General features: G+C 70.0%; 25 protein-coding genes and 4 pseudogenes. 18 read left to right on the forward strand and 11 right to left on the reverse strand.

What is annotated here, in order from left to right:
• Window positions 1-87: 87 nt before the first annotated feature.
• The 4 genes and pseudogenes from MOV08_RS43885 to MOV08_RS39060 form a co-directional block, all read left to right on the forward strand.
• A pseudogene (locus MOV08_RS43885) lies at window positions 88-238 on the forward strand (helix-turn-helix domain-containing protein); the annotation flags it as partial.
• A 166-nt stretch (window positions 239-404) separates the two neighbouring features.
• On the forward strand, window positions 405-1,472 hold the full coding sequence (locus tag MOV08_RS39050; protein WP_275310882.1) for a tyrosine-type recombinase/integrase: 1,068 nt from the start codon (window positions 405-407) through the stop codon (window positions 1,470-1,472).
• A complete protein-coding gene (locus MOV08_RS39055; protein ID WP_275310884.1) occupies window positions 1,469-3,802 on the forward strand; it encodes a tyrosine-type recombinase/integrase in 2,334 nt (777 codons plus the stop codon). Before MOV08_RS39050 ends, MOV08_RS39055 begins: the two co-directional genes overlap by 4 nt.
• A gap of 26 nt (window positions 3,803-3,828) precedes the next feature.
• Complete coding sequence (locus MOV08_RS39060) at window positions 3,829-4,137, forward strand: hypothetical protein (RefSeq protein ID WP_275312066.1); 309 nt, start codon at window positions 3,829-3,831, stop codon at window positions 4,135-4,137.
• A gap of 483 nt (window positions 4,138-4,620) precedes the next feature.
• Here the strand turns inward: MOV08_RS39060 and MOV08_RS43890 are convergent.
• Window positions 4,621-5,136, reverse strand: a pseudogene (locus tag MOV08_RS43890) (transposase); the annotation flags it as partial.
• Between the two features lie 141 nt (window positions 5,137-5,277).
• On the opposite strand from MOV08_RS43890, the pseudogene MOV08_RS39070 reads away from it, so the two are divergent.
• A pseudogene (locus tag MOV08_RS39070) lies at window positions 5,278-5,643 on the forward strand (TrmO family methyltransferase domain-containing protein); the annotation flags it as partial.
• 513 nt (window positions 5,644-6,156) lie between these two features.
• Here the strand turns inward: MOV08_RS39070 and MOV08_RS39075 are convergent.
• The gene (locus tag MOV08_RS39075; RefSeq protein ID WP_275310886.1) at window positions 6,157-6,816 is read right to left on the reverse strand and encodes a TetR/AcrR family transcriptional regulator; all 660 of its coding nucleotides are present in this window, start codon (window positions 6,814-6,816) and stop codon (window positions 6,157-6,159) included.
• 120 nt (window positions 6,817-6,936) lie between these two features.
• On the opposite strand from MOV08_RS39075, the gene MOV08_RS39080 reads away from it, so the two are divergent.
• From MOV08_RS39080 to MOV08_RS39095, 4 genes are all read left to right on the forward strand, one after another.
• Window positions 6,937-7,896 (forward strand): alpha/beta hydrolase fold domain-containing protein, encoded by a 960-nt coding sequence (locus tag MOV08_RS39080; protein WP_275310887.1) that lies wholly within the window; start codon window positions 6,937-6,939, stop codon window positions 7,894-7,896.
• Window positions 7,897-7,907: 11 nt separating this feature from the next.
• Window positions 7,908-8,888: an aldo/keto reductase gene (locus MOV08_RS39085; protein WP_275310889.1), complete on the forward strand. Its 981-nt coding sequence runs from the start codon at window positions 7,908-7,910 to the stop codon at window positions 8,886-8,888.
• 78 nt (window positions 8,889-8,966) lie between these two features.
• A complete protein-coding gene (locus MOV08_RS39090; RefSeq protein WP_239010270.1) occupies window positions 8,967-9,122 on the forward strand; it encodes a hypothetical protein in 156 nt (51 codons plus the stop codon).
• Window positions 9,123-9,213: 91 nt separating this feature from the next.
• Entirely contained in the window at window positions 9,214-9,987 is a 774-nt protein-coding gene (locus MOV08_RS39095) for an NAD(P)-binding domain-containing protein (protein WP_039638940.1), read from the forward strand.
• A gap of 291 nt (window positions 9,988-10,278) precedes the next feature.
• Here the strand turns inward: MOV08_RS39095 and MOV08_RS39100 are convergent, their stop codons facing one another.
• The 3 genes from MOV08_RS39100 to MOV08_RS39110 form a co-directional block, all read right to left on the reverse strand.
• Entirely contained in the window at window positions 10,279-10,665 is a 387-nt protein-coding gene (locus MOV08_RS39100) for a hypothetical protein (protein ID WP_039638942.1), read from the reverse strand.
• A complete protein-coding gene (locus MOV08_RS39105) occupies window positions 10,655-10,864 on the reverse strand; it encodes a helix-turn-helix transcriptional regulator (RefSeq protein ID WP_039638945.1) in 210 nt (69 codons plus the stop codon). Before MOV08_RS39105 ends, MOV08_RS39100 begins: the two co-directional genes overlap by 11 nt.
• Before the next feature lie 276 nt (window positions 10,865-11,140).
• Window positions 11,141-11,566 (reverse strand): ArsR/SmtB family transcription factor, encoded by a 426-nt coding sequence (locus MOV08_RS39110; RefSeq protein ID WP_275310891.1) that lies wholly within the window; start codon window positions 11,564-11,566, stop codon window positions 11,141-11,143.
• A gap of 132 nt (window positions 11,567-11,698) precedes the next feature.
• Here MOV08_RS39110 and MOV08_RS39115 point away from each other — a divergent pair, with 132 nt between their 5' ends.
• Both MOV08_RS39115 and MOV08_RS39120 read left to right on the forward strand, forming a co-directional pair.
• On the forward strand, window positions 11,699-12,106 hold the full coding sequence (locus tag MOV08_RS39115; RefSeq protein WP_275310892.1) for a hypothetical protein: 408 nt from the start codon (window positions 11,699-11,701) through the stop codon (window positions 12,104-12,106).
• 49 nt (window positions 12,107-12,155) lie between these two features.
• On the forward strand, window positions 12,156-12,902 hold the full coding sequence (locus MOV08_RS39120) for an SDR family NAD(P)-dependent oxidoreductase (RefSeq protein ID WP_275310894.1): 747 nt from the start codon (window positions 12,156-12,158) through the stop codon (window positions 12,900-12,902).
• A 7-nt stretch (window positions 12,903-12,909) separates the two neighbouring features.
• Here MOV08_RS39120 and MOV08_RS39125 read toward each other — a convergent pair whose 3' ends face one another.
• A complete protein-coding gene (locus MOV08_RS39125; protein WP_275310896.1) occupies window positions 12,910-13,041 on the reverse strand; it encodes a hypothetical protein in 132 nt (43 codons plus the stop codon).
• 18 nt (window positions 13,042-13,059) lie between these two features.
• Here MOV08_RS39125 and MOV08_RS39130 point away from each other — a divergent pair, with 18 nt between their 5' ends.
• Window positions 13,060-13,806, forward strand: a complete 747-nt coding sequence (locus MOV08_RS39130) for a phosphotransferase family protein (protein ID WP_275310897.1) — start codon at window positions 13,060-13,062, stop codon at window positions 13,804-13,806.
• A 227-nt stretch (window positions 13,807-14,033) separates the two neighbouring features.
• Here the strand turns inward: MOV08_RS39130 and MOV08_RS39135 are convergent, their stop codons facing one another.
• The gene (locus MOV08_RS39135; protein WP_275310898.1) at window positions 14,034-14,321 is read right to left on the reverse strand and encodes a hypothetical protein; all 288 of its coding nucleotides are present in this window, start codon (window positions 14,319-14,321) and stop codon (window positions 14,034-14,036) included.
• A 562-nt stretch (window positions 14,322-14,883) separates the two neighbouring features.
• On the opposite strand from MOV08_RS39135, the gene MOV08_RS39140 reads away from it, so the two are divergent.
• The 3 genes and pseudogenes from MOV08_RS39140 to MOV08_RS39150 form a co-directional block, all read left to right on the forward strand.
• A complete protein-coding gene (locus MOV08_RS39140; protein WP_275310899.1) occupies window positions 14,884-15,822 on the forward strand; it encodes a hypothetical protein in 939 nt (312 codons plus the stop codon).
• 449 nt (window positions 15,823-16,271) lie between these two features.
• On the forward strand, window positions 16,272-16,841 hold the full coding sequence (locus MOV08_RS39145) for a hypothetical protein (RefSeq protein WP_275310900.1): 570 nt from the start codon (window positions 16,272-16,274) through the stop codon (window positions 16,839-16,841).
• 32 nt (window positions 16,842-16,873) lie between these two features.
• Window positions 16,874-17,221, forward strand: a pseudogene (locus MOV08_RS39150) (VOC family protein); the annotation flags it as partial.
• Window positions 17,222-17,292: 71 nt separating this feature from the next.
• On the opposite strand, the gene MOV08_RS39155 reads toward MOV08_RS39150, so the two are convergent.
• From MOV08_RS39155 to MOV08_RS39170, 4 genes are all read right to left on the reverse strand, one after another.
• Window positions 17,293-18,591 carry a sensor histidine kinase gene (locus tag MOV08_RS39155; protein ID WP_275312022.1) on the reverse strand — a complete coding sequence of 433 codons (1,299 nt, stop codon included), beginning with the start codon at window positions 18,589-18,591 and terminating at the stop codon, window positions 17,293-17,295.
• Window positions 18,592-18,596: 5 nt separating this feature from the next.
• Window positions 18,597-19,241 carry a hypothetical protein gene (locus tag MOV08_RS39160; RefSeq protein ID WP_275310902.1) on the reverse strand — a complete coding sequence of 215 codons (645 nt, stop codon included), beginning with the start codon at window positions 19,239-19,241 and terminating at the stop codon, window positions 18,597-18,599.
• Window positions 19,242-19,539: 298 nt separating this feature from the next.
• Window positions 19,540-20,142, reverse strand: a complete 603-nt coding sequence (locus MOV08_RS39165; protein ID WP_275310904.1) for an Rv1733c family protein — start codon at window positions 20,140-20,142, stop codon at window positions 19,540-19,542.
• A gap of 59 nt (window positions 20,143-20,201) precedes the next feature.
• Complete coding sequence (locus tag MOV08_RS39170) at window positions 20,202-20,669, reverse strand: universal stress protein (RefSeq protein WP_275310906.1); 468 nt, start codon at window positions 20,667-20,669, stop codon at window positions 20,202-20,204.
• Between the two features lie 706 nt (window positions 20,670-21,375).
• Between MOV08_RS39170 and MOV08_RS39175 the strand changes: the two genes are divergently transcribed.
• The 3 genes from MOV08_RS39175 (at window position 21,376) to MOV08_RS39185 (ending at window position 24,586) form a co-directional block, all read left to right on the forward strand.
• On the forward strand, window positions 21,376-23,400 hold the full coding sequence (locus MOV08_RS39175; RefSeq protein ID WP_275310907.1) for an FUSC family protein: 2,025 nt from the start codon (window positions 21,376-21,378) through the stop codon (window positions 23,398-23,400).
• Between the two features lie 345 nt (window positions 23,401-23,745).
• Window positions 23,746-24,132, forward strand: coding sequence for an RNHCP domain-containing protein (locus MOV08_RS39180; RefSeq protein ID WP_275310908.1), 387 nt, complete (start codon window positions 23,746-23,748; stop codon window positions 24,130-24,132).
• A gap of 25 nt (window positions 24,133-24,157) precedes the next feature.
• Entirely contained in the window at window positions 24,158-24,586 is a 429-nt protein-coding gene (locus MOV08_RS39185; protein WP_039638955.1) for an RNHCP domain-containing protein, read from the forward strand.
• Window positions 24,587-24,722: the final 136 nt, after the last annotated feature.

A 24,722-nucleotide genomic window follows, 5' to 3' on the forward strand; every position in this document is an offset into this window, starting at 1 on the left:
TGCCGCTACTGACATCGGCTCTTTGGGGTGATGGTTTGGCGTTTCGCTGACGGATGGATACCTGCGCCGCGCAGTAAACCGTCTGGCATGCGATATGCGGATGGGGGGCGAGCTGACAGCGAAGACGCGTCAGCGCCGTGAGGCCGTGCGCCTCAAGGCTGCCGCGCTGTTCGACGAAGGGATCAAGCCTCCGGAGGTTGCCCGGCAGCTGCGGGTGAGCCGCAAGTCGGTTCTGGCTCAACGACTGTGGAGTCGCCACTGTCCGTCATGACAGGAGCACTCGCTTCCGGAGGAGTTGGAATCCGGCTCGGCCGAACATTTGGCGCTTGAGCATCTTAAAAGTTACGTGGAATCTGCCGGGGTGATCATGTCTCCCCGGTGCAACCACGGACTTGGGAGATAGCTTGAGCGGCACGACGGTGCTGACGGAGAAGTGGCCAGTGCTCGGCCGGCACGAGCAGGCGGCGGCCTGGCTGACGGTCTGGACGGATCTCGGACGTGCACCGCGCACGATCGACGCCTACGGCCGGGGACTGGCCGAGTACCTGCTGATGTGCGAACGGGAGGGCGTCGACCCGGTCGCCGCGAACCGTGCACATGTCGCCGTCTACGTACGGGAGTTGACTTCACGGCCGCACCGGCGGGGTGCGAACGTGGTCTCGATCGATTCCGGAGCGGGGCTGGCGAACGCGACGATCCAGCAGCGGCTGGTGCCGGTGCGCCTCTTCTACGACTTCCTCATGGAAGAGGGGCTGCGGGAATCCAACCCCGTCGGCCGCGGTCGGTACACTCCCGGCCGACGAGGCGGGGGCCAGCAGCGCGGTCTGGTGCCGCGGCTGACGAAGCTGCCGTGGATTCCCGGCGAACAGCAGTGGCTGCGCATCCTGGAGGTGGCCCGGCGCGAGCCGGTACGCAACCGCGTCATGCTCGCCCTGGCCTACGACGCTGCACTGCGACGCGAGGAACTGCGCTCGCTGCGGACCGACGACGTCGATCCGGCCCACCGCACGCTGCGGATACGGGCGGAAACGACGAAGAACCGGCTGGAACGGGTGGTGCCGTACTCGGCGTCGACGGGGGTGCTGCTGTCGGACTACCTCGTTCATCGGGCCACGATCAGCCGGGCGCGGGGGCCGCTGTTCCTGTCGGAGTCACGGCGCAATCACGCCCAGCCGCTGAGCCTGTGGACCTGGTCGAAGGTGGTGCGCCGGATCGCACTGGCCTCCGGAGTCGAGCGGTTCTCCACGCACACCACCCGGCACCTGTGTCTGACAGATCTGGCGCGGATGGGCTGGGAGGTGCACGCGATCGCCGCGTTCGCCGGGCACCGGCACACCGACTCCACGCTCCAGTACATCCACCTGTCCGGCCGGGACCTGGCCGAGAAGCTCGCCCGCGGCATGGAGCACATCCATGCTTGGCGCATCCAGGCTTTGACCAGGACGAACGATGCTGGGGAGGCCGGCCGATGACCGCGCTCGTCTCGCCTTTGACGATGCCGGACTCGTCCGACCGCTGGACATGGCCGATCGACCCGGGTCGCTACGACACCGCGGCCGCCGTGCGGCCCGCGGAGAAGCAGGCCATCGCGGAGTTGGGCCTGGTCAACCTGCGCCGGATGGCCCGTCACGATCCTGACGCCCCGGGATGGCGCGTGGTCCGGCGGCTGCTGCGACCTCTGGACAACGTCGCCGCCGCGCTGCACGAGCCGGCCACGTCGCACCGCCGTCGAGGGCGGCTGGATGCCGCCGCGGTGGTGCTGCTGCGGTGTGCGGAGACCGGCCGCTCGTACTGGGCCTGGAGTGGCGAGGAATGGGCCGGGCTGCTTGGGCAGGATCTGCAGAGTTTCCGGGCGAGCGTTCCCATCTGGGCGGAGGAGGCGGTGCGTCCCCAACTGGCCGCGCACGCCTTCCTGCTCGGCGGCTTCGCCGACTTCTACAAGCTGGGCAGCTTCGGCCGTCTCGCGCTGGCCTGGCGCGTCTTCGGCCGCGAGCGCGTGGACGGCGAGATCCGCCGGATCCGCGCGGTGCTCGCTGGATGGGGCTACAAGCTCGGCCGCGAGGACGACCAGCTGCTGCCGATGGTGGTCTGCCAGGTCCTGCTTCTCAACCGCAGCCCGCATCTGGAGGACTTGACCACGGCCTTGTTCGAGCGGATCCGCGCCGAGCGCCTGCTGCCTGCGGCGCGCGGCAACACGCTGCATGCCCTGCAGCGTGCCGTTGCCGAGCTGGGCTTCTGTGACCCGCCGCAGCGGATGACGGGCCGTCACTCGGCGAGGGCGAGTGGGGGCTCGCCGGTCTGGGCGGAGTGGGTGGAGCGTTGGTACACGACGTCCACGCTCACTCCTCGGGTCCGCGGGAGTCTGCGCGCGACGCTGTTCAAGGCCGGCCGGTGGATCGAGGCCGAGCATCCCGAGGTCGCCGATCCGGCCGACTGGACCCGCAAGACCTGCGCGACCTGGGTCGCCGCGGTGGACCGGATGAAGGTGGGCGACTACCTTCAGCGCACCGCGAGCCTCAAGGAACGTCTCGGCAAACCCATGGAAGCGCCGTCCAAGGCCGGACATCTCACCGCGGTCCGTACGTTCTTCCGCGACCTGCAGGAGTGGGAATGGATACCCCGCCGCTTCGATCCACAGCGCGCGCTGGGCACCCCACGCAGCATCACGGCCCTGCTCGGCCCGGACCCGCGCGTGATCGCGGACGACATCTGGGCGAAGCTGATGTGGGCCGGACTGAACCTCCAGGAGGATGACCTCCCGCAGACCAAGGCCGGGAACTTCTACCCTCTGGAACTCGTCCGAGCCGTCACGCTGACCTGGCTGTTCTCCGGGCAGAGGAGCGATGAGATAGCCCGGCTGCGGACGGGCTGCATCCGCTGGGAGCACGACGGCGCCGTGATCGCGGGCGACTCGCAGCAGGTCCTGGCCCGTGACGCGGTCTGCCTGCTGGACGTGCCGACCCACAAGACCGGCACCGCCTTCACCAAGCCGGTCGACCCGATCCTGGGCCAGGCCCTCGATGCCTGGCAGGCCGTCCGCCCCACGCAGCCGAAGTTCACCGACCGCCGCACCGGCGAACTCGTGGACCCGCTGTTCGCCTTCCGGGCCCGGAAGGTCTCCTCCGCCTACATCAACAACACTGTGATCCCCATGCTCTGCCGCAAGGCCGGCGTCCCCACCGCCGACGTCCGCGGGGACATAACCAGCCACCGGGCCCGCTCCACGATCGCCAGCCAGCTCTACAACGCCAAGGAGCCGATGACGCTGTTCGAGCTCCAAGCCTGGCTCGGCCACCGTTCCCCGCAGTCCACACAGTTCTACGCGAAGATCAGCCCTACGACCCTGACCCGAGCCTACGACGACGCCGGGTACTTCTCCCGCAACGTCCGCACCATCGAGGTCCTCGTCGACCGCGACGCGGTCGCCTCCGGCGCCGCCACGGCCGGCGAGCCCTGGCAGCACTACGACCTCGGCCATGGCTACTGCACCTACACCTTCTTCGAGCAGTGCCAGCACCGCATGGCCTGCGCACGCTGCGACTTCTATACCCCGAAGGACTCCAGCAAGGCCCAACTCCTCGAAGCCAAAGGTAACTTGCAGAGGATGCGAGCATCGATCCCGCTCACCGAGGACGAGCAAGCAGCCATCGACGACGGACAGACAGCCCTCGATCGCCTCCTGGTCCGGCTCGCCGACACCCCCACCCCGGCCGGGCCGACACCCCGGCAGCTCGATCTACCAGCGAACACGACCCTCCTTCCGATCGTCGACGTCCGCCAGGGCAAAGCACCGCAAGCTTGACAATTCTGATTCCACAGAATGATCCGGTGGACGTGGCCTTCGACGACTCCCGAGTTCCAGGGAAGTGTGCGGCCGGCGATGACGGCCTCACGATCGCGGTCAATGCCTACGGCGAGAGTGTGGAGACTGGGAAGGTCATCTTGCCGGACGGCGTCGATCCACTGCGGGAGCCGTTTGCCCTGGCGCTCGGTGGGCATGGTCGCGAAGGATCGGACGTGTCCGGTGAGGGCCTCCAGTTCAGGGCATTGAGTGAGGACCGTCTTGAGTCGCAACTGCTCGATTTCGGTGAGGGTTTCGGGGCGGCTGAGGATCCACTTGGAGACTGTTCGGGGTGACGGTGGCTTTGCCGTCACCGGTTGCGGTGACGTGCGCTTTTTCCTGATGTAGGCGCTGACGATCCGGTACGTGCCCTTGTAGCCGAGTGGCACGATCTCTTCCCAAAGCTTCCAGGCGTTGGTGCAGCCCTCGTTCCAGCGGTTGTCGAGATGGGGCTTGTACTCGTCGAGGACGGAGGTTCGGCTGTTCTGCCACTGCCCGCGGAAGAGGTCTTCCGGCTTGGCGGCATCGGCGAGACTTTTGACCGTGCGGTGCGTCATGTGCAGTTGGCGTCCGATGGATCGGCGGCTGTGGCCGGCCTCCAGCAGCGCGTGAACGGTGGCGTGTCTGGCCCGGATACGGTCGGCGAACCCGTGACCGGTTGGCCACGGCGAGCTGGAAGCCTCCTCGGGCGGTGTGGGTTCGGGTGAGGTCCGGGGAGTTGGTTCAGGCACCAGGACTCGCAGGCATCCGCGGTGCTGGGCGACGCTCCGCTCGGCGGCTTCGCCCAGGTTGCGCCACAAATGCCACCTGTCTGCGACGTGGACCGCTTGGGGTGCTCCGGTGGCGGCGCCTTCCGCGAAGAACGGCGCGCGGTCGCGGCATGCGACCTCGATCCCCGGCCGCTCGGCCGGCCATGCGGCCAGGCTCGAAGCCTCACGGTCGGGCAGCAAGTCGACCGGTCGGAGTGTCTCGGTCCACCGACCGAACCGCCGGGTCAGGCCCGACACCTGCTCGACGAAGGTCCGCCGATCGCACGATGGGTTCCCGCAGGTGAATCGGCGGACCCTCAAGCACAGCACCACCCGTCTTCCCGCGCTGGGCGAATCAGCGGGAATCCGCAGGTAGGAGCCAGGCGCCCGGCTCGACCGGTCGCCACAGCCCGGACACACGGCTCCGGCAGCCGTGCAGCAGGCTTCAATACGTACCGTCTCGTTGTTCACGTCTACCGACAGCACCGCGACATTCGCGATCGACGGGAACAACAGCTGCTCCAGGCGGAGCGCCGCATCCTCCACAAGCCGGAACTGTCAGCCCCACCAGGCCCGGGACTGATCCTTTTCGGGCAACTTCCGGGAGCCCACGGCGACTGCCACCTGTCACTCACGGTGACGGCGCCACAGTTGTTGAGCCAGAACCCGTTCTCGTGAACAGAGCCACCCGTTGAGGTCGTCCAGGGCCTTGAGGAGTTCTCCCACCTCCTGGTCGTCTGGCACTTCCACCTCGCGGCCCCCGACGATGTCGCCCTGCACGCGCGCAGCCCGCGGAACAACCCTCAACGGCCGGCAACGGGCACATTCGCTCACCGTCATCACGGGCGCCCCAACCAGCTCGCGCAGTCCTTCCCCCGGCTGCTCAAGGTCGAGGTCCTCGACCTCCACGTGGAGGACCTCGATGCAGTCGATGGAACTCCGGTCTACGACGTTGCGCCGTACTTCGAGGAAATGGGGCCACGCGGCGAAGTGCACGAGCCCGCATGGCCCAAGGAAATGCTCACCGACTACTGGGCCGATCCACGCGGCTGACGTCGCGCACTGCCCTCTGGCGTCGTGCCCCGAGTTACGGTCGCGGCATGATGGCGCTGCAACGCCCCAGTTGCTGATCTGTCAGGTGGGGTTCGCACATTCGCTCGCGCCTAGCGACTTGCCCCTGAAAAAGGGTTTGGGCTGGTGACGGGGTCGGTGCTGTTGGAGGGCACCAGGCCGAGGGCCGGCCATTGGTCCCTGTCTCGTCGACTGGGGGTGTTCATCCGCTGGAGGTTGTAGGCGAAGACTCCAAGTCCGGCTCAGGTCTGGGAGCCGGTCAGGCGGCGGAGGCGGGTGCGGCGGAAGTCGAAGCTGCGTTGAGATGGCTGATGCGGGCCAGACCGTAACAACTCACCCGAGGAGGTCTGCTTGGTGCTCGTCGACCCTGCAACCACATCGATTCGCGGCGCTGCTTTCCTTTTCGGTGCCCGCAGCGCACCTCCGTCATGACGTTGGCCAGCGAAAAGCCGGCTCGGTAGCAAGCCGATCGGCGGGAAGCTGTCTGACGCGGCACTAGCTCGGGCGGATCGCGGCCTCGATGTGGGCGAGTTGGGCGGCGAGGATCTCCTCGAACGCGTCGCGGCGGTCCGCACCGAGGGGGCGGATGTCGCGAGCGTAGTGGGCCAGGGCGGGGAAGCGTTCGGGGTCGGCGCCCAGTACCGCGACGCGGAACAGCTCCATGCCCTGTTCGTGCTCTTCGGTGGTGAGGGAGCTGATGCCGGCCTCGGAGGCGATCAGTGCGGCGAGCAGGATCACGATCCGGTGGTAGCGCGCCGGGATCTCCTCGTCGGGCAGCCCTGAGGCTCGCAGGGCCTGCAGCACCTCTTCCATGACCAGCCGGGATCCGGCGCCGCTGGACGCGTAGCGTCCCCAGACCACGGCGAGTTGGGGCTGCTGGCCGAAGGCTTCGCGCAGGCGAAGGGCCAGGGTCGTGATGCGCTGCTTCCAGTCGCCCTCGGGGCGGTAGCCGTCCATGGCGGCAGCCAGGATCCGGTCGGCGACCGCGCGCAGCAGTTCCGTCTTGCTGCGGAAATGCCGGTAGAGGCTGGAGGAGTCGGTCCCGAGCGTTGCCGCGAGCTTGCGCACGCTGAACGACTCTGCGTCGCTCGTGCGCAGCAGTTCCGCTGCCGTGTCCAGGATCTCCTCGGTCGACCAACGCCTTCGGCCTGCCATCTCGCCCCTCTCGTCCGCGTCCAGTCTAGTCTATGCACTTGCTGTTGCACGCGGTGCGTGCATACTGGGGACGCGAGCCTGCCGGGAGGCAAGGCCGGGACAAGAAGGAGAGACACAGACATGATCCAGACCGCCGCTGCGACGCGGCCGCCGGAGCCGGACTTCGAGGCGTTAACGACCGAGGAACTGATCGCCTACCGCGAAGCGGAGAACCGCTTCCGGGCATCCGACGCGGCGCGGGCGATCACCGGGGAGCCGGACCCGGGCGCCGCGATCGAGTGGCGTGAGGTCGCACTGCCCGGGCGTGACCTCATGGTCCGGGTGTACCGGCCGGCGTCGACGGGTGACGGTGACGCCGCCCGAACCGACCTGCCACTCGTGGTCCATGTCCACGGAGGCAGCTTCGTGGGCACGGCGGTGCAGTGCGACTGGACCAACAGCCACCTCGCCGTCCAACTGCCCGCGCTCGTCGCCTCGGTCGAGCACCGCCTCGTCGCCCCGGACAGTCCGCTCGCGAACGCCGCCGACGACGGCTGGGATGTGCTGCGGCACGTGGTGCAGCACGCCGGCCAGTGGGGCATCGACCCGGCGCGCACGGCCGTCTTCGGGGAGAGCTTCGGCGCACTCGTCAGCGCCCTGACGGCCATTCGAGCCCGGGAGGACGGTCTGCACCTGGCGGCGCAGGTGCTGGTCAACCCCGCGGTCGACGTGACCGACACGATGTACGACTACCCCTCGATCGCCGCGTACGCATACCGCCCGACCCGCGCACTGCCGCAACTGCGGCTCCTCCAGCGGCTCGCCGTCCCGGCGGGAACGGACGCCCGGGCATTCTCGCCGCTCTACGCGGACGACCTGAGCGGGCTCGCGCCGGCGCTGCTCGTGGTGCCGACCCAGGATGCGGTCGCCGATCACGGCCGCCGCTACGCCGAGCGACTGCGAGTCGCCGGGACGTCCGTGCGGCTGACCGAATACCCGGGCGCGAGGCACGCGTTCCTCACCCTGCCGGGAGTGGAACCGCAGGCCGCGGCCGCCCAGGCGGAGATCCTCGGGTTCCTCCGCGCGGCCCTGGCGACGTGACGGAGGAGACGATGCACACCAACAACCTGGGCGTCGACGGCCCCGCGGTCTCCCGGCTCGGTCTGGGCTGCATGAGCATGACTGGCAGCTACGGCCCGGCCGACCCCCATGAGGCAGCGGCCACCGTGCTGGAGGCCCTCGACAGTGGCGTCACCATGTTCGACACCGGCGACTTCTACGGCGACGGGGCGAACGAGGAACTCCTCGGCCAGACCCTCGCGCCACACCGTGACCGCGTCGTGCTGGCCACCAAGACGGGCGTCCGGCGCACCACCGAAGGGCTGGTCCCCATCGGTTCCCCCGACTCTCTGCGGCGTGGCTGCGAGGCGTCGTTGCGCCGGCTGCGCACCGACCACATCGACGTGTACTACCTCGCGCGCATCGACCCTGTCGTGCCCGTCGAGGAATCGGTCGGAGCGCTGTCCGAACTGGTCGCCCAGGGCAAGGTGGGCCACATCGGCCTGTCCGAAGTCTCCGCCGCCACCCTCCGACGCGCCCACGCCGTCCACCCCATCAGCGCCGTCCAGACCGAGTACTCGCTGTGGGAACGCCATGTCGAAAACGACATCCTGCCCGCTCTGCGCAGCATCGGCGCGGCCCTGGTCGCCTACAGCCCCCTCGGCCGCGGCCTGCTCACCGGAGCCGTCCGCGCCAACACCTCGTACGACAGCGGTGATTTCCGCGCCACCGCGCCCCGCTACACCGGCGACAACCTCAAGGCCAACCTGGCCGTCGTCGACACCCTCACTCGACTCGCCGCGGCCAAGAACGCCACCCCCGCCCAGGTCGCCCTGGCCTGGCTCCTCGCCCGTGGCAGCGACGTCATCCCCATCCCCGGCAGTTCGCGTCGCCCCCACCTGCGCGACAACCTGGCCGCCCTCGATCTGCAGCTCACCGCGACCGACCTCGGCCGCATCGACGCTGCCGTCCCCGCCACCGGCGCCCAAGGGGCGCGATACGGCGACCACGGCATCGACATGATCGACCGATGAGACCCGGAACAGGCATCTACGACGTGGGCCGTCAACGCGGGCAAGCGATGGGCACGCCCCGCCGCAACCGTGATGTTCGTGCTCGGCACCGGCATCGGGTTGGCCGGGCTGCTCACCAAGGACACCTCCGGCGCTACCGGTCTGCCGCCGGTGCTGGGTTGGGCGGGGGTGGCTCCCTGCCTGGCAGGCGCCCTGGCGGTCGCACTCCTGTGGAAGAGGCCGCGCTCGACATGACGTTGACTGCGTTCGTCCTCGCACGCAGGTTCAACGACACGGACCCGCACCTGTACGGGCCACGACCACCACGCATCATGGAGGAACAACCATGAAACGCATCGGCATCATCGGAGTGGGCGAGATCGGCCGGGCCATCGTGATGAGCCTGCGTCACGGGGGCGACGAGTCGTCAGAAGTGTTTCTCTCTCCCCGGGGCGCTCGCACGGCCGCGGAGTTGTCCGAGCGCTACGAGGGCGTACGGGTGTGCGCCGACAACCAGGAGGTGGTGGACCGCTCCGAGTTGGTGATCATCGCCGTACGGCGCCAGGACCGCCACGACGCCCTGGCCGGCGTGCGGGTGGACGACGACAAGGTCGTGGTCAACGTGATGGCCGGCGTCGGCAACGACGACCTGCGCCGGTTCCTCGCCACCGGCGCCCCGCTGGTCCGAGCCATCCCCCTGCCGGCCATCCGCGAACGCCGCTCCGTCACCGTGGTGTACCCCTCGCACCCGGAGGTGGACTCCTTCTTCGAGCGCCTGGGCGGGGTGCTCCCCGTCGCGGACGAGGCCGCCTTCGACGTTTTCTCCGCGCTGACCGGGACGCTGACCACCCACTACACGTATCTCGCCACGCTCACGTCGTGGGCCGCCAACCAGGGCATCGCCGCCGAGGACGCGGACCGCTACATCCGCAACCTCTTCCAGGGCGTGGGCCGCTCCCTGGGCGACGAGACCCGTTCCCTGTACCAACTCGCAGCGGACCACGAGACCCCGAACGGAAACAACGAACGCATCCGCACCACCTGGTTCGACCAGGCCAACTCCCAGGCCCTGGCCAGCGCACTCGACGCGCTCCTCACCCACCTCACCCACCGCACGTAGCCACGTCGGCAGAGCCGTGGTCCGTCGCATCGGTTGATCGCTACCGCTGCGTCGTTCTTCTCTGTATCGACGAGCTGGACTGTATGGAGCTGGACCGCAGCGGCGCTGAGCTGCCTGTTCCAGGTTCTGACGGAGCGTGAGGAGAAGAACAGCCTTGCCGTCGCCGCGAATTGATGTGCCCGCGCTTGCCCGCGCCGACGCAGCCTTGTCTGGCACCGACCTCAGGTGACCAGGTTGGTCGCCGTTGCCTGGTCGGGCGTACAGCGGCGGGCCGTTCGTGGTGATGGCTGCTCAGGTGTGCCGAGACAACAAGGCGACGAACACGATGTAGGTGATGGCGGCGGTGGCCACGAACCAGAAGTACGGATCGCCACTTCTTCCGGATGCCAGTTCACCGATGAAAGCGCTGAGATTGCCCACGGTGAGCACGATGCCCGTGCCGGCCCAGGCCAGCCCTCCGATCCGGGCGAAGCGCTCGTCGGGTTCCTTCTGGGTGAGGCCCTGATAGGTCTCGCTCCGGCGTCCCAGCATCACCAAGGCGAGACTGCAGGCCGCCAGGATCCCGAACGTCACCAAACCGAGGGCGAGGTGGCCGCCGGCGGTCGCGGCCGCGAGGCAGGCGACTCCGACGACGAGGAAGAAGCCGGGGACGGACCGCCTGGCTGCGTTACTGGTCATCTGGACTCTCATGGGTATGAAACATCTCCTCAACGCTGACCTCGAAGAACCTGGCCATGGCCAGGGCGAGCGGCAGGGAAGGCGTGTACCGCTCGGTCTCGATGGCGTTGATCGTTTGCCGTGAGACCCCGAGGGCTGTGCCCAACTGGCCCTGGGAGAGCCCTCGTGACGACCGCAGTTCCCTGACGCTGTTTCGCACGTGTAAAGCTTACTTGTCACCACTCGGCGAGTGTCAAGCGTGCTTTACAGGAAGGTTGGTTCGCGCGGCGCCTCGCCGTGTTCACCGTGCTGGTGGCCGGCCCGGTGTGGAAGGGCGGGTGCAGGTGCGGGTGCATCCCCGGCCGCCCCTTGGAAGGCCGCAACCCCCGGGCGTCTCCGCTACGTCACATCGGAGCGGTGTCACTTCGTCGAATCCCGGGCGACTGGTGACCGATGAAACGATCGCCCTCTCCCCGGGAGGCGATCTCTGGTGGTCTTACATCGCGTCCGGCTCCGCCACCGCGTCCCGCTCCGCCTCGTCGGCTCGCAGCAAGGCCTCCAGCAGGCCGGGGAAGCGCGCTTCGAGATCGGCGCGGCGTAGCGAGATGTACCGTTCGCGGCCGGATCGGCGGGTGTGGGTCCAGCCTGCCGTCCGCAGGATCCGGAAGTGGTAGGAGCCGGTGGCCCGGGTGACCGGCAGGTCGATGTCTCCGCAGCCGGCCTCGCCCTGCGTGGCGAGTCGGTGCACGATCCGCCGCCGCAGGGAGTCGCTGAACGCCTGCAGCAGGTCGCCGAGTTGGATCCGGTCGGTCTCCGGCTGGTCGGGGTCGGCCGGGGCGGAAGTGGCGGCGGGTTCCTCCGGTCCGGGGGAGCGCGGCGGCGGGTTCGCTCCCTGGGTGCCGGCCGGGACGGTGCGAGACATTGTTTCGATAGCTCTCTAAGTGAGTGATACGGTCGGTGATCGTCAATGCGTTGACGATCTTCTAAGTATCCACCTCACCACTCGCCGACGGTGCCCGCACCGTCGCACCGACGCGTTCCCGCGAGGCCCAGGATGACCACCACCCAGTCCGCCGTCCCGCCCAACCCCACACCCGCCGCGGGACAGCCCTCAACCGGCCCGCTGCGCACCCTGTTCTGCATCGGCGTCACCCAGGACTTCTTCGCCGCCGACGACGCGTTGCGCGCCACCGTGGCCGCCGCCATCCCGCCCGCCTTCGACCGGCTCGGCGAACGCTTCGGCGTCCACGTGCTCGGCACCCTGGACGACGACCAGTTGATGGTCGGCGCCACGACCGCCTGGCCCTGGACCTCCTACATCCTCGCCGACGTCCCCGACCTGCAGACCGCCTCCGCGGTGTGCGGCATCGTCCGCGACACCCCGGTCGGCGACAGTCGACTGTGGCGCTACCTGCGGATCGAAGCCCGAGTCGGCCGCCCACTGTTCTTCGGTACGAACTGAGAAATCCCGGCAGGCACTGAAAGAAGCAGGCACTGAAAAGGGGGAGCAGATGCTCGATACCGGACTCGACGGCCGGACTGTCCTGATCACCGGCAGCGCCCAGGGGTTGGGCGCCGCCCTGGTCCGCGCCTGCCACGCCGAAGGCGCCCACGTCGCCGCGTTGGACATCGACCACGAGACCAACCGCGCCCTCGCCAACGCCCTCGACCTGACCGGGGAACGGATCCGGCCGGTCCAGGTCGACCTGCGCGACCCGGACGCACTCGCCGCCGCCTACGCCGAGGTTCGTGACTGGCGCCGGGTCGACGTGCTGATCAACAATGCCGCCCGGCCGCTCGCCCGATCGTTGTGGGAGATCACCCCTGAGGAGTGGGACGACGTCTTCGCGGTCAACCTGCGCGCCGTCTTCCTGCTGACCCGCGCGGTCGCCGCCGACATGCGCGACCGCGGCTTCGGACGGATCGTCAACATGGCCTCCATCGCCGGCCAGACGCCCCGCCCCACCGGCGCCGCCTACGGCACCAGCAAGGCCGGGATGATCGCCCTCACCCGGGTCTTCGCCGCCGAACTCGCCCCGTACGGCGTCATCGTGAACGCGGTCGCCCCGGCCATGATCGACACCGCGATGGTCCGCTCGATCGGCCCGGAGGCACTCGCCGAGCTCACCTCTCAGGTACCCATGGGCCGAATCGCCACCCCCGAAGAGGTCGCCCGAGTCGTCCTCTTCCTCGCCTCCCGGGAAACGTTCGTCACCGGCGCCACCTACGACGTCAACGGCGGCACCCTGATGCGCTGACCACGCCTCAAACCGGTCGGTCAGGCTCGGTCAACGGGGTCATGCCGAACAACCAGCCGCTGCCGTATGCCTGGGAACTGGCCGCCGAGACCATGGCCCCCCCGTGGCACGCGATAAACCCGGTGACGTCGACGGTCATCCCGGGATACTGGTCGCCATGGATGAGGTCGAGGTCGTGGTCGCCCATTCCGAGCGTGCGACGCTGCGCGTCGGCGACGTGTTCCTGAAGGTGGACGCCGATCAGGCGCGCATCGACGTCGAGGTCGCGGCGATGGCCCTGGCGCCGGTCCCGACCCCGGAGGTCCTGTGGCGCAAGCCGCCCGTGCTCGCGATCGCCGCGCTCCCGGGGACGGCGCTCGGCCGCCTCGGCGAGCCGTCGACCGCGTCGCCGGCGGCGTGGGCCACGGCGGGCGCCGCCATCCGGAAGTTGCACGACGCGCCGTTGCCGCCCTGGCCCGGCCGCGGCGGCCGGGGCCTCGACGAGTTGGCGGCGGATCTCGACGGCGAGTGCGAGTGGCTCGTGACGAACGGGGTCCTGCCCGCCGACCTGGTCACCCACAACCGCCAGGTCGCGCAGGCCGCGCTCCGGCCGTGGACTCCGGTCTTCGCGCACGGCGACCTGCAGATCACTCATGTGTTCGTCGACGGCGACGAGATCACCGGCATCATCGACTGGTCCGAGGCGGGCCAGGGTGATGCCCTGTTCGACCTCGCCACCTTGACGCTCGGGCACGAGGAGCACCTCGGCGACGTCGTCGCCGGCTACGGAACCGACGTCGACCTCGACGTGATCCGCGCGTGGTGGTCGTTGCGAAGCCTGCTGGGGGTTCGCTGGCTGGTCGAGCACGGCTTCGACCCGTTCGCGCCGGGCTGTGAGGTGGACGTGCTGAGATCCCGGATGTGAGGCTGCGCGGGCCGGACTGCCGTGAGTGCGTTCCGACGCATCGAGCGGGCCATCTCCTGGGCGCATCGCCTGCCCTTCTCCACCTGCGAAACAATGCCCGGGAACTATGGGGATCGCGCCGGTCCCTCGGCTTGCCGGCGGATTCTGGGAGTTGGGCCAGTACCCTGCAAGGCTTTGCGGGATGCAGGACGTCGCCGCCGTCTGACGTTGCTCACCGGCCGGTGGCGTCAGGCGCGTTCCCGTTCGTTCGTCTCCTTGATGGTTGCGGCCCGGATGCGACGGCGGCCCAGCAAGGTGCACCCCACCGTCACCAGGCCGATGGCGATGACCTTGGCGGCTCCGTGGTAGCCGGCGGCCGGCTCCTCCGGGGTGCCGGGCAGCCGGAAATGGACCCATGCTGCCGCGAGGCCACCGAAGGCGATCAGTGCGACGGCCCCCCACGTCCCGAGGTCCGCCCACCAGGGCCCGAAGAGGTGACCCCGCTCGTCGGTCTGCTCAACGTCCTTGTCGGCCATGGCCTGTTCTCCTGGGCATGTGGGGGGCGGTCGCGGGGGAAGACGCGGTCCCGGCGCGGAAGGTTCACCGGGCCGGACGTGGTGTCCTTCTGACCGGCCCGCCCACGGAGGATCTCGACCGTGGGTGACGTACTTGAAGACCGCCGCTGTGTGGACCACCTGTTGCGCCTGCCTGCTCGGGATGTTCGGCTCGCCTGACCGACCCGGGAATGAGAGCGAGATTGACGCCGTGGCCGTAGTCGCCGACTGGGCGAAGGCGGAGCTGGAGCAGTAGCGACTGGCCGAGCTGACCGGCCCGGTCCGGGCCGGCCCGCCGGACCCGTCCGTCCGTACGCGCCGGGCAACGTGCCCTGCCCAGCACACACTTGCTGTGACGTAGATCACCTGGCGTGTGGTGATTTTCTTTGTCGGATCGGCTTCGTCCCGGGGCTTAAGAGAGGAAGCCTTTTGCGAAATTCTCTCAAGGAGCCAGTTCGTGTCCGGGACGTCTTCGTCGAAAAGCTCGCGCCGGCTGGTGCGGCTTATCCAGCCCCTACGTCAGCGGGGGCTGGGCCTGCGGCTAGTGACCAAGCCGCCAGCACCGCCGGCACCGCCGGCACCGGATGCGCCGGACGCGCGCGAGCGGCCGCCGCTGCCGGTGCGGCTCCCGGGGCAGACCCTTCGACAACGGACCAAGGCGGCCCCGGGCTCGCTGGTCACGGTGCGGGCGCTGCACCGGGTTGAACCCGCGCCGCGCCGCGGGGACCACGACGTCCTGAGCACGCTCACGTTCCTCGGGCCGGACGAGATGGTGCCGTTGAACGTCCACGCCGACGGATCGGTGTGTGCGGTGCCGTCCTGTCTCAACAAAAGGCTGCCGACCTTCCTGCCCCTCGCCGAGCTTGAGGCCGCGCATCCGGCCGAACTCCCTCTGATGGTGCGCGCACTGGAGGCCAGACGGGCGGCGCTGGTGGGCCGATCGGACCTGGTGGAGGCGTTCGCGACCGACGTGATCGGCCTGCGGCGCGGAACCCGCTGGCAGGAAGCGGCATCCACGGCGCTGCTCGGGAACGACTGGCTGGAGCCCCTCGACCACGGCAAGCAGCTCGACGAAGCCGCCCTGGCGCGACTGCGAGCAGAGATCCTGGCCCTGCACCGCCAGCTGACCCCCGTATGGCGCCGACGCACCCGGCACGGGAGGGTCCTGCTCCTCAACACCCCGGTCAGCGACGGCATCACCGTCCAGGACCTGGTCGCCGAGAAGCCCGACACCACGCCCACGCCGCTCGACGTCACGCCGGAGAACGCCCGCCTGGCAGCCCTGATCAGGAGGCTGCTGCCGGCAGAGCGCGCGGTCGCGCTGGCCTGGGCTCACCCAGGAGTGCGCACCTGGGCCGATGCCGCCCAGGAGGCCGGGGCCGACGACCCGACCGTCGTCGGTGAACGCGTGCGACGCAAGGTCCGCCGACTGGTCGCGGAACGGCAACGCCGCGATGACCTCCGCGGCAGGGGGTCGGCGTAGCCATGAACATCTTGTCCGCCGCCCTCCCCGAATTCCTCGGTGCCCTGGCCGCAACACTTGTCACCGCCCTGTGCTCCCGGGGCGTGCAGCACCTCAAGGCGCGCCGCCGACCACCAACAGTGCGGCAGCGGCCCACCGGCCCGGAGGTCTCAGACCCCCCGGCCGAGGTCGCGAGATCGGGAGTGCCTGAGCCACCGTCCGAGCCGTGAAGCCTTCGTCCACGTTCACAGCCGTCGACCCTCGGCCCGACATGCGGCCAAGTCGAGACGAACCGCCCCAGTCACTGTGCTGCTGGGCAGGGCCACGTGGGCAGCGGCCGTCGGGACATCGTCTTTGTGGCCTCCGCGCGCAGCAGACGGTCAGTAGGGTCGGGGACTGGCGCGGTGGCTGATGCTCCGATTCCGGTCCCGGCCGACAGCGCAGAGATCGTCTGAGGCAAGGGGAGAATCATGGCATCGACGTCGAGCGCGCCGTGGGGAGTAGCCCTGGGGTACTCCTACCACTTGGCCGCTGTGCTGGCAGTCCGCGACGCGCTCGGCATCCGTGACCCGCTGGGGATACCGGCAGTCGTGGCGCAGCCGAGCCTGGTCGTCGAATCAACTGTGCACGATGCGGCGGACGTTGACGCCGAGTGGTTACGGTGGTGGGAACGCGCACTGGCAGCCTCGACGCAGGATGAATCGGCGGTTCCGCTGTCGCCGGGTGGCCTGCTCGGCCGCATTGTCGAGGACAACCGCGATGCCATCCGCCTGTGGAGCGCCGAGCGCAAACGCGAAGTCGCGAACGCAAGCCGTCCCGCGCGTGGTGTTCTGCGCATGAGGGATGCCGTGCGCGAGTACGAGAGGACCACCGGCGCCCGCCTCGGCGGATTCCGGCTCAAGGTGACCGCGCTGCCCATCACCGGCACCCTGTTCCTCCCGATCGGCGGAAACCGCATCCTCATCAGCGCTGAACTGCTTCGGCACCGCGAGGAATACATCAGGCGCGTCATCGCACATGTGGCGACGGAAGGCATCTGAATCGCCCTCCCGAGCGGGATCGGGCGAACGCGCGTGATCGCGCCCCGGCCATCCGTGAGATCGGCGAGGTCGTCCTCCTGCTGGGCGTGGAGGACGTGAAGGCCAGCAAGCAGTTCTATGTCGGCCGGGGTCTGACGGTGGCCAGGAGCTTCGGCGGCAAGTACGCCGAGTTCACCTCCGACGGTGCCAGCCCCGTCAAGCTGGCGCTGTACCAGCGCCGTGGTTTGGCCAAGGACGTGGGCGTCCCCGCCGACGGCACCGGATCGCACCGCATCGTCCTCGGCGGCACCGCCGGCCCCTTCACCGACCCGGACGGATTCGCCTGGGAGACGGCAGGGCCACTCGCTCCCTCGCCGTCCACGGCGCCCGTACCGTCCTGACGCCCGGCTCCGCACTCCCGCACCGGCCCGCCTCGTCCCGGCCGCAGCCGACGAACAGGCTCACCCGCACGCTACTTGACGTTCCGGCCGGCAGGTTCGGTGTCGGGTTCGGTATCGGGTTCGGTGTCCGGACCGGTGGTGAACGTGAGGGTGCTGATCGCACCGCCGTCGGGGGCGTTGGAGAACTCCAGTCGCGCGCCGATCGTGCGGGACTGCCCGGTGGCTATGGTCAGGCCCAGGCCGTGCCCCTGGTGGCCGGCGGTCGGTTCGGTGCGGAAGCGCTGCGGGCCCTGATCCAGCAGGTAGGCGGGGTAGCCGGCGCCGTGGTCGCGGACGGTGATCACGGGGCCGTCCACGGTGAGGGTGACCGGCGGACGGCCGTGGCGGTGGGCGTTGAGCAGCAGGTTGCCCAACACCCGCTCCAGGCGCCGCCGGTCGGTGTCCACGCATGCGTCCCGTATGACGTGGACATCCGCCTCCTGGCCGGGGACGCGCGCCGTGCCGCGGACCAGTGGGCCGAGCAAGTGCGAGTCGAGGTCGGCCCGTTCGGTCGCGGAGTCCAGCCGGGAGATCTCCAACAGGTCCTCGGTGAGCCGGCACAGGTGGTGCACCCGGTCGCGGACCAGTTCGGTGGGCCGACCGGGCGACAGCAGATCGGCGGACGCGCGCAGGCCCGCGAGCGGTGTGCGCAGTTCGTGGGCGACGTCGGCGGTGAACCGCTGCTCACTGCGCAACCGGTCCTGAAGCGCGGATGCCATGGCGTCCAGCGCGGCGGTCAGATCCGCGACCTCGTCGCGCCCACGCGCGGCGTCCCCGCCCGCCGGTTCGGTGACCGGTGCCATGAGGTCGCCCGTGCTGATGCGGCGGGCCACGGCGGCCGTCCGGCGCAGTCGTCGGGTCACGCGCGACACCGCGAACGATCCGACCGCCAGTACGCACACGATGGCCACACCCGCGGAGATCACCATGGCGTGGTCCAGGCCCGCGAGGGTCTCGGTCTCCTGACTGTAGTCGGACCGTGCCGCCAGCACGGTGCCGTCCGCCGGGCGGGCCGCCCACATGACCGGTCGGCCCCGGAAGCTGCCGAGCATCGTGCCGTGCTGGCCGTGCAGCGCCAACTTCTTGAGGGCGGACGGGAGTTCGGGTGGATCCAGTCGTCCGCAGGGCGGCAGCGGATTCCCTGCGACGTAGGCGGTGGTGGTTTCCTCCAACTTGGCCAGGGCGGCGGCCCGCGCCTGGCGCACGGTCTGCTCTCCGACGTCCGCGTGCACCAGGAAGCCGATCACCACGGCGACCGTGCAGCAGGCAACGGTCAGCAGGAGGGCGAACTTGGCATGCAGCCTGCCGGTCCAGGCGTGCAGTCTCCTCAGCGTGGTCACGAGCCGCCCTTGGCGGGCGGCGAGGAGCCGGCGCCCCGCACCCGGCGGTACTCCTGGGACTGGAACTCCATGGTCCGCTGTCCCGCGTCCCACGCGTACACGGTGCGTTGCTGGTAGTCGGGGGTGGCGGTGTCCTCCCAGAGGATCAGGTCCCGGCCGGACACCTGCACCGAGCGGACCGCGGCGGGGTAGGCCATCACACGGACGGGCTTGCCGCCGCGCAGGGTGTAGACCCGCAGTGAGCAGAAGCCGCCGTCCATGTCGATGCCGGTGATCAACTCGTTCCGGCCGTCGCCGGTCAGGTCGTGGTACTCCGGAGTGCGCACCGGGCAGCCCGCACCGATCGCCGTGCAGTGGGCCACCTTGGCGCGGGTTGCCTCGTCCATCGCCTCCGGCCCGTCGGCGGTCGCCTGGCCGGCGGTGATGTCGGCCTTGACCGTGGCCAGCGCATCCACCCCGCGGATGTCGCCGGCACCAGGGGGCTCGGCCCCGCCTCGTCGGCCGGGCGCCGGTGAGCCGGCCCACAGGGTCCGTGGCGCGGTGACCTCGGGTGCGGGCCCGGCGCTCACCGGGCCGGTGTGCACGGAGCAGGCGGCCAGCGGCAGCGCCACGGCCGCGAGGGCGGTGGTGGTGGCGAGCAAGGTACGTCGACGGAACGGCCGCGCCGGGCGTGGTTGCTCGGCTACGGCCGCGACCGGCCTGTGACGGGGCGTGCTGTGCGGATTCGGCATAAGGAGTGCTGGGGCGACCGGTGGCCATCTGCGACGGGCCCGCGGAGCGCGGTCGGTTGTGGTTCGGGCAGCCGAGAGGCGCTCTCGGCGAGGTTGCGGGGCTTTATGAGTCGTATGGCGGATAGTTACCGATATTCCTTTTATCACACCTATGATGGCGATCTTGACCACGTCTCGCGCTGTGGAACCCCACGCCCAGATCGGCACCTCAGCTTCCGGGTGCCTGCCGGGACCACCGGGGCTCCACCCGTCGCCACTCCGCCTCCCACTGCCGGTAGCGCACCCGGTCCAGGAGCAGAGCCGCGGCCCGCCGCGCCCTGTACCCCATTCCCGCGCACAGCCCTCCGGCCAGACTGCCGACGAGCCAGCCCGTCGATAGTGCGGACGCGTGGCTTGGAGGGGCACTGGCGACCTCGTCCTGGCGGTCCGCCCAGATGCGCGCCGGCGTCCCCTTCCGGTCCTCCGGCTTTGCCTGGATCACTGCGGTGTGCGGCCTGCCGTCCGGGCCGGTCCAGCGCGCGGGCGCGGTGAACGGCCCGAGGGTGGACGGCGGGGCCTGCTCGCCCCGGTCGGAGGTGCCCGCGGTCAAGTGGGCGGTGACCAGGCGGCGTTCGGCGGCTTCGGTGCGTGCGTTGTGCAATCGCCACGCATAAGCGGCCGTTCCCGCCACGATGGCCGCGCTCGGCAGTCCGAGCAACAGGACCAGTGCCAGCAGTGCGTCGACGCCGAACCGCAGCCGGTCGGACGTGCGGCGCAGCGGATGGTCGTGCTGGTGGTGGTCGGTCGAGAGGCGAAGGCGCGGGAGTCTCATGTAGCCCCTTCCCTGGACCGGTTGGGCGCCCGGGTGAGGATCTGTGGGGATTGCCCCGCTCAGCCAGTGCCCTCGAAGGGGACCACCAAGAGGGGGTAGTGGGCGTGGCGGCAGCAGTGACGGACCACCGAGCCGTACACGAGGTGATGGAGGGGGCCGCGCCGGCCCGCGCCGATGACGAGCAGGTCGGCGTCGTGCCGGGCGCAGGCCACCAGTGCCGGTCCGGCCTCCGCGCGAAGAGCCTTGGGCATGACCGGCATCGCGAACGGGGCAGCCCCGAGCACTGCCTCACACGCCTTCTCCAGAGTCGTCTCGGCCTGCCGCTGCCAGTGCCAGCGGACGTCGAGCGGCGCGGGCTGCAGCGCGTCGGCCGCCTCGCCGCCCGGGGGAGTCCACGCCAGCACGGGGCACAGCGCGGCCCCGTGGCGGCTCGCCTCTTCGGCGCCCTGCCGCAGGGCCGCGAGGCCGCCCTCCGAGCCGTCCACCCCGACGATCACGCGGGTGACGCCACTGATTTCTCCAGGCATGCAAATCGTCCTTTCGGGTGCGAATTGAAGACGGAATTCACATTCGCATTCCTTGGTCGAATATGGGGAGTGGAATTCAATTCCGGGGCGGCTGGCGGCCGGCCGCGTAAACCATGAATAGGGAAATCCAGCGAAAGCGGATGGGGAAACCATTCCGCCGATCAGGCCGCGTCCGCGAGGGGTCTCGGTACCCCACATGACCCATGCTCGTCGCGTGGAAGCCGCGGCGGAGTCGGTCGATCGCCCGGTGCACCGGATGACGTCACGTCCCCCGTGCGGTCGCGAAGAACCCTGGAGCGACCTGGGAAGCCAAGCCCGGTTGCACCCGAAACCGACACACCTAAGGGTTGTCCCGTAATCCCTGGTGGGCGCACGACGACAGCTACGGCACCTCGCCGCGTTGTCGGAACATCCGGATACGCCCGGTATCTGGATGCCCCTCCGCCTTGCGATGCACCGCATCTGACGCCGTGCGCTGATCCACCAGGGATTACGGGACAACCCTTAGCCTGGGAATCGACATGGACCTGCCCGCATCGTGTCGGCCCCGGTCCACGGCGCCGACCGTCATCGCACCCTGGGACACGGCGTCCCGAGGCCCGTGAACCCGGGAAGCGCCCCGCCCCAGGTACGGCGTGCCGTACGGGTGACCGTTGCGGGGTGCACGGGGTTCTACAGCTGCCGTTACGGGCTGGGGGATCCCGCCATGGGGCTGTACGCCATGTTCGGCGCGCTGCCTCTGGGGCTGTTCGCCCGCCTGCCGGGGAACGCGCGACAGCGCGCCGGGACGCTCCTGTCGGTCCTCCCGGCGGGCTGGGCACTGGTGACCCTGGGGACCACGCTGGCGGTCAACACCTGGGCGGCCGCGGGCGGCATGGTGGTGATCGGCTTCGCGGTGGCGTTCTGCACCGCCTGCGGCCCGCGCGTCAGCGGCGTGGCCCCGGCCCTCCAGCTCTTCTACGTCCTGCCGTGCTTCCCGCCGTACGCTCCGCAGGCACTGGTCTCCCGGCTGATCGGACTGACCATCGGCGTCGTACTGATCAGCTGCGCCGAGCGCTGGATGTGGCCCGAGGCGCTGGCGCCCGCCTACCGGGCCGCCCTCGCGGACGCCATGTCCGCACTGGGCCACTATGCCGCGACCGTCGCCGCCCACCTGAGTACGGGCGCGCGGGCGGATGCGTCCATGCGCCGGTGCCGGGAGAGTGCGCACCGCGCCGTCGAGGCCGCACGACTGTCACGGGTCGCGGCGACCGAGCGCCCCGTCGCACCCACCGCGCACGACCTCGCCCTCTGCCACGCCCGCACCGCCGCGCGCTACGTGAACGGTCAGCTGGACCGTCTGTACGCCGTCGACGGATCACCCCGCCCCGAGGCAGCCGCCCTCCTGCGCCCCGTCGCACCCCGCCTCCACTCGGCGGCGGCAACCCTGCGCGGCTCCCCGCCCCAGGCCCCGGCCGCCACCCCGGCCCCCGAAGCCCTCGGCGCGACCCCACGGCCGGGCCCGACGCACGCCCCGCCCAGCTCGCCCGGCGCACTGCGGCAGGACGCGGTGGCCCGCGCCACGGCAGCAGGCGCCGAACTCGCCCTGCTCGCGTCACGCATCGCCGCAGGCGGCCGGCAGGCCGCCGCGCAAGCGGACTCCCCACCGTGGTACGTCACCACGTCCCCACTCGCGCTGTGCTTCCGCCGTCTGGCGGCCCACGCCCACCGGCGTTCGGTCCACCTGCACAACGCGCTGCGCATCGGCCTGGCGCTGGGCTGCGCCCGAGCCCTGGTCGGCCTGCTCGCTCTCTCGCACGGCTTCTGGGTGCTGTTCGCGGTGCTGAGCCTGATGCGGACGTCCGCGGCCGACACCCGCGCGGAGTTGCGGCCCGCCTTCGTCGGTACGGCCGCCGGCGCGGTGGCCATGGGCCTGGTGCTGCACGGCGTCGGCGACGTCCCACTCGTCTACGCCTTCGCCCTGCCCGTCGCGATGTTGTGCGGCTTCGGCGCCGGGCCGCTGATCGGCCCTGCCTGGGAACAGGCGGCCTTCACGATCGCCTTCGTCCTGATCTTCACGCAGCTGTCGGTGCCCGACTGGCACCTTTCCGAGCAGCGGCTCGTCGACGTCCTGCTCGGCGGGGCGATCGGCGCGGTGGCAAGCCTGCTGGCCTGGCCGCGCGGCAGCCACGGCACCCTGTGCGACACCGTCGCCGACTTCCTCACGGCAGGCGGGGACGGCTGCCGGTCCGTCATCGCCGTTCTGGGCGGTCGCACGGCACCGGCCGATCCGCTGCACCCCGTCCGCCGCGCGATGCTCCGCGCGGAGGCCGCCTACGCCCAGAACCAGGCGGAGAAGACCCGCCCACATGCGGGGGACGAACTGATCGAACACGTGCTGACCTGCGGCTACCACATGGCCGTCGGCGGCGAACTGCTGCTGATGCGCCACCAGCACCCGCACCGCGCGGCACTGCCCCCGGCGACCGCCGAGGCGCTGGCCCGGCTTGCCGAAGAAGCCGCCGCACGCGCGCGGTACGCCGCTGCTGACCTGAGAAGCGCGGCCGGTCGCCGGTCGGAAGCCGCCGCGCCGGCAGCGTTCACGCGCCCGGATCCAACGCACCGCCCCACGGCACGCGCGGGGGAACCGGCACCGGACGCCGAGGCATGGCTGGCCGGGGTGCTGCAGGACCTGGCCCGGACCCTCGACGTCACAGACCGCCGACAGCCCCGCAGGGAGACGCGCGATTGACGGAGACGGCACGGAAAGGACTGGACTTCCCGCCGCCCCCGTGTGTTAACTTGATGAAGTCCATTCAATTGCTCTCGGGTTTCTTTCCCTAGAAGAGGTGTTTGATGTCCCGGCCCGCGCCGAGTGCGCCTCGCCGCATCGCGTAGCCGTCCCTTTCGCCGTGCCTCCCACGGCGTTCTACCGGGACGGAATCCCGGTGCTTTATACCCCAGCCCCTGGCCTCGTGGCCGTGGAAGCTGCCGACCGTATCCCCGGCCGTCGCTCCATCGTGCCGCGCGTGGGTTTCCCGAGGCCGCTCGGCCTGCTCTTGCTGTCATCACACACTTCTCAGCAAGGAGCATCCGGGTGTCCAGCGACAACCTCGCTCACCACCAGAGCACCATCAACCACGTCCTCAACACCGACACCTTCAGCTGCGTGTGGTGCGGACTGACCGTCTCGGCCCAGGCCCCCGACGGCACCCGCCGCAACCACTGTCCGTCGTGCCTGCACTCCAGGCACGTCATGGACCGGATCGAAGGCGGCCCGTCCGCGTGCGGTTCGAAGATGAGCCCGATCGCCATCGCCGTGCTCCGCACCGGCGACTGGATGATCATCCACCGCTGCGTACGATGCGACGAGCTCACCTCCAACCCGGTGTCCACGGACGACAACCAGCTCATCCTGATGCGCATGGCCGTGCGCCCGCTGGCCCAACCTCCGTTCCCCCTCGAAGCGTTCGGCACCCTCTGAACGCCCACCCGGAAAGGAGACAGCCATGCCACGCCGCACACAGTCGGGGGGCCGCAAGAACCGGCACCGGCCGCAGCGCTACAAGGACGTGTTGCACGGCAACGGCGGACACCGGGCCAATGACTTCCGGTGTGTCGGCTGTCGGCTCGACGTGTCCCTCGTCGCGCCCGGCACCGCACACCGCAACCATTGCCCGAACTGCTTGACCAGCCTGCACGTCGACCACCGCATCCCAGGCGACCGCGCCTCGACGTGCCACGGGCGCATGGAGGCACTGAGCCTGACCGTACGACCGGACGGCGAATGGATGATCATCCATCAGTGCCAGTCCTGCGGCGAGCTCAGCGCCAACCGCATCGCCGGTGACGACAACGTGCTCCCCCTGATGCGCCTGGCCCTCAGGCCACTCGGGGCCGGCAGCATCGCCGGCAGCACGCTGCTCACCACACTCTGACGCAGCGTCAAACACCGCAAACCGCACCGGGGGTGGGTGCCCGCATCCACCCCCGGCGCCCTTGCCGACCCCTTCCGCACCCGTTGCGCGGAAGGGGCCTTCGGCCTGCCCGGGAAACCCTCCATACCTTCAACCA

The organism is Streptomyces yunnanensis, assembly GCF_029011865.1.
Taxonomy (GTDB): domain Bacteria; phylum Actinomycetota; class Actinomycetes; order Streptomycetales; family Streptomycetaceae; genus Streptomyces; species Streptomyces yunnanensis.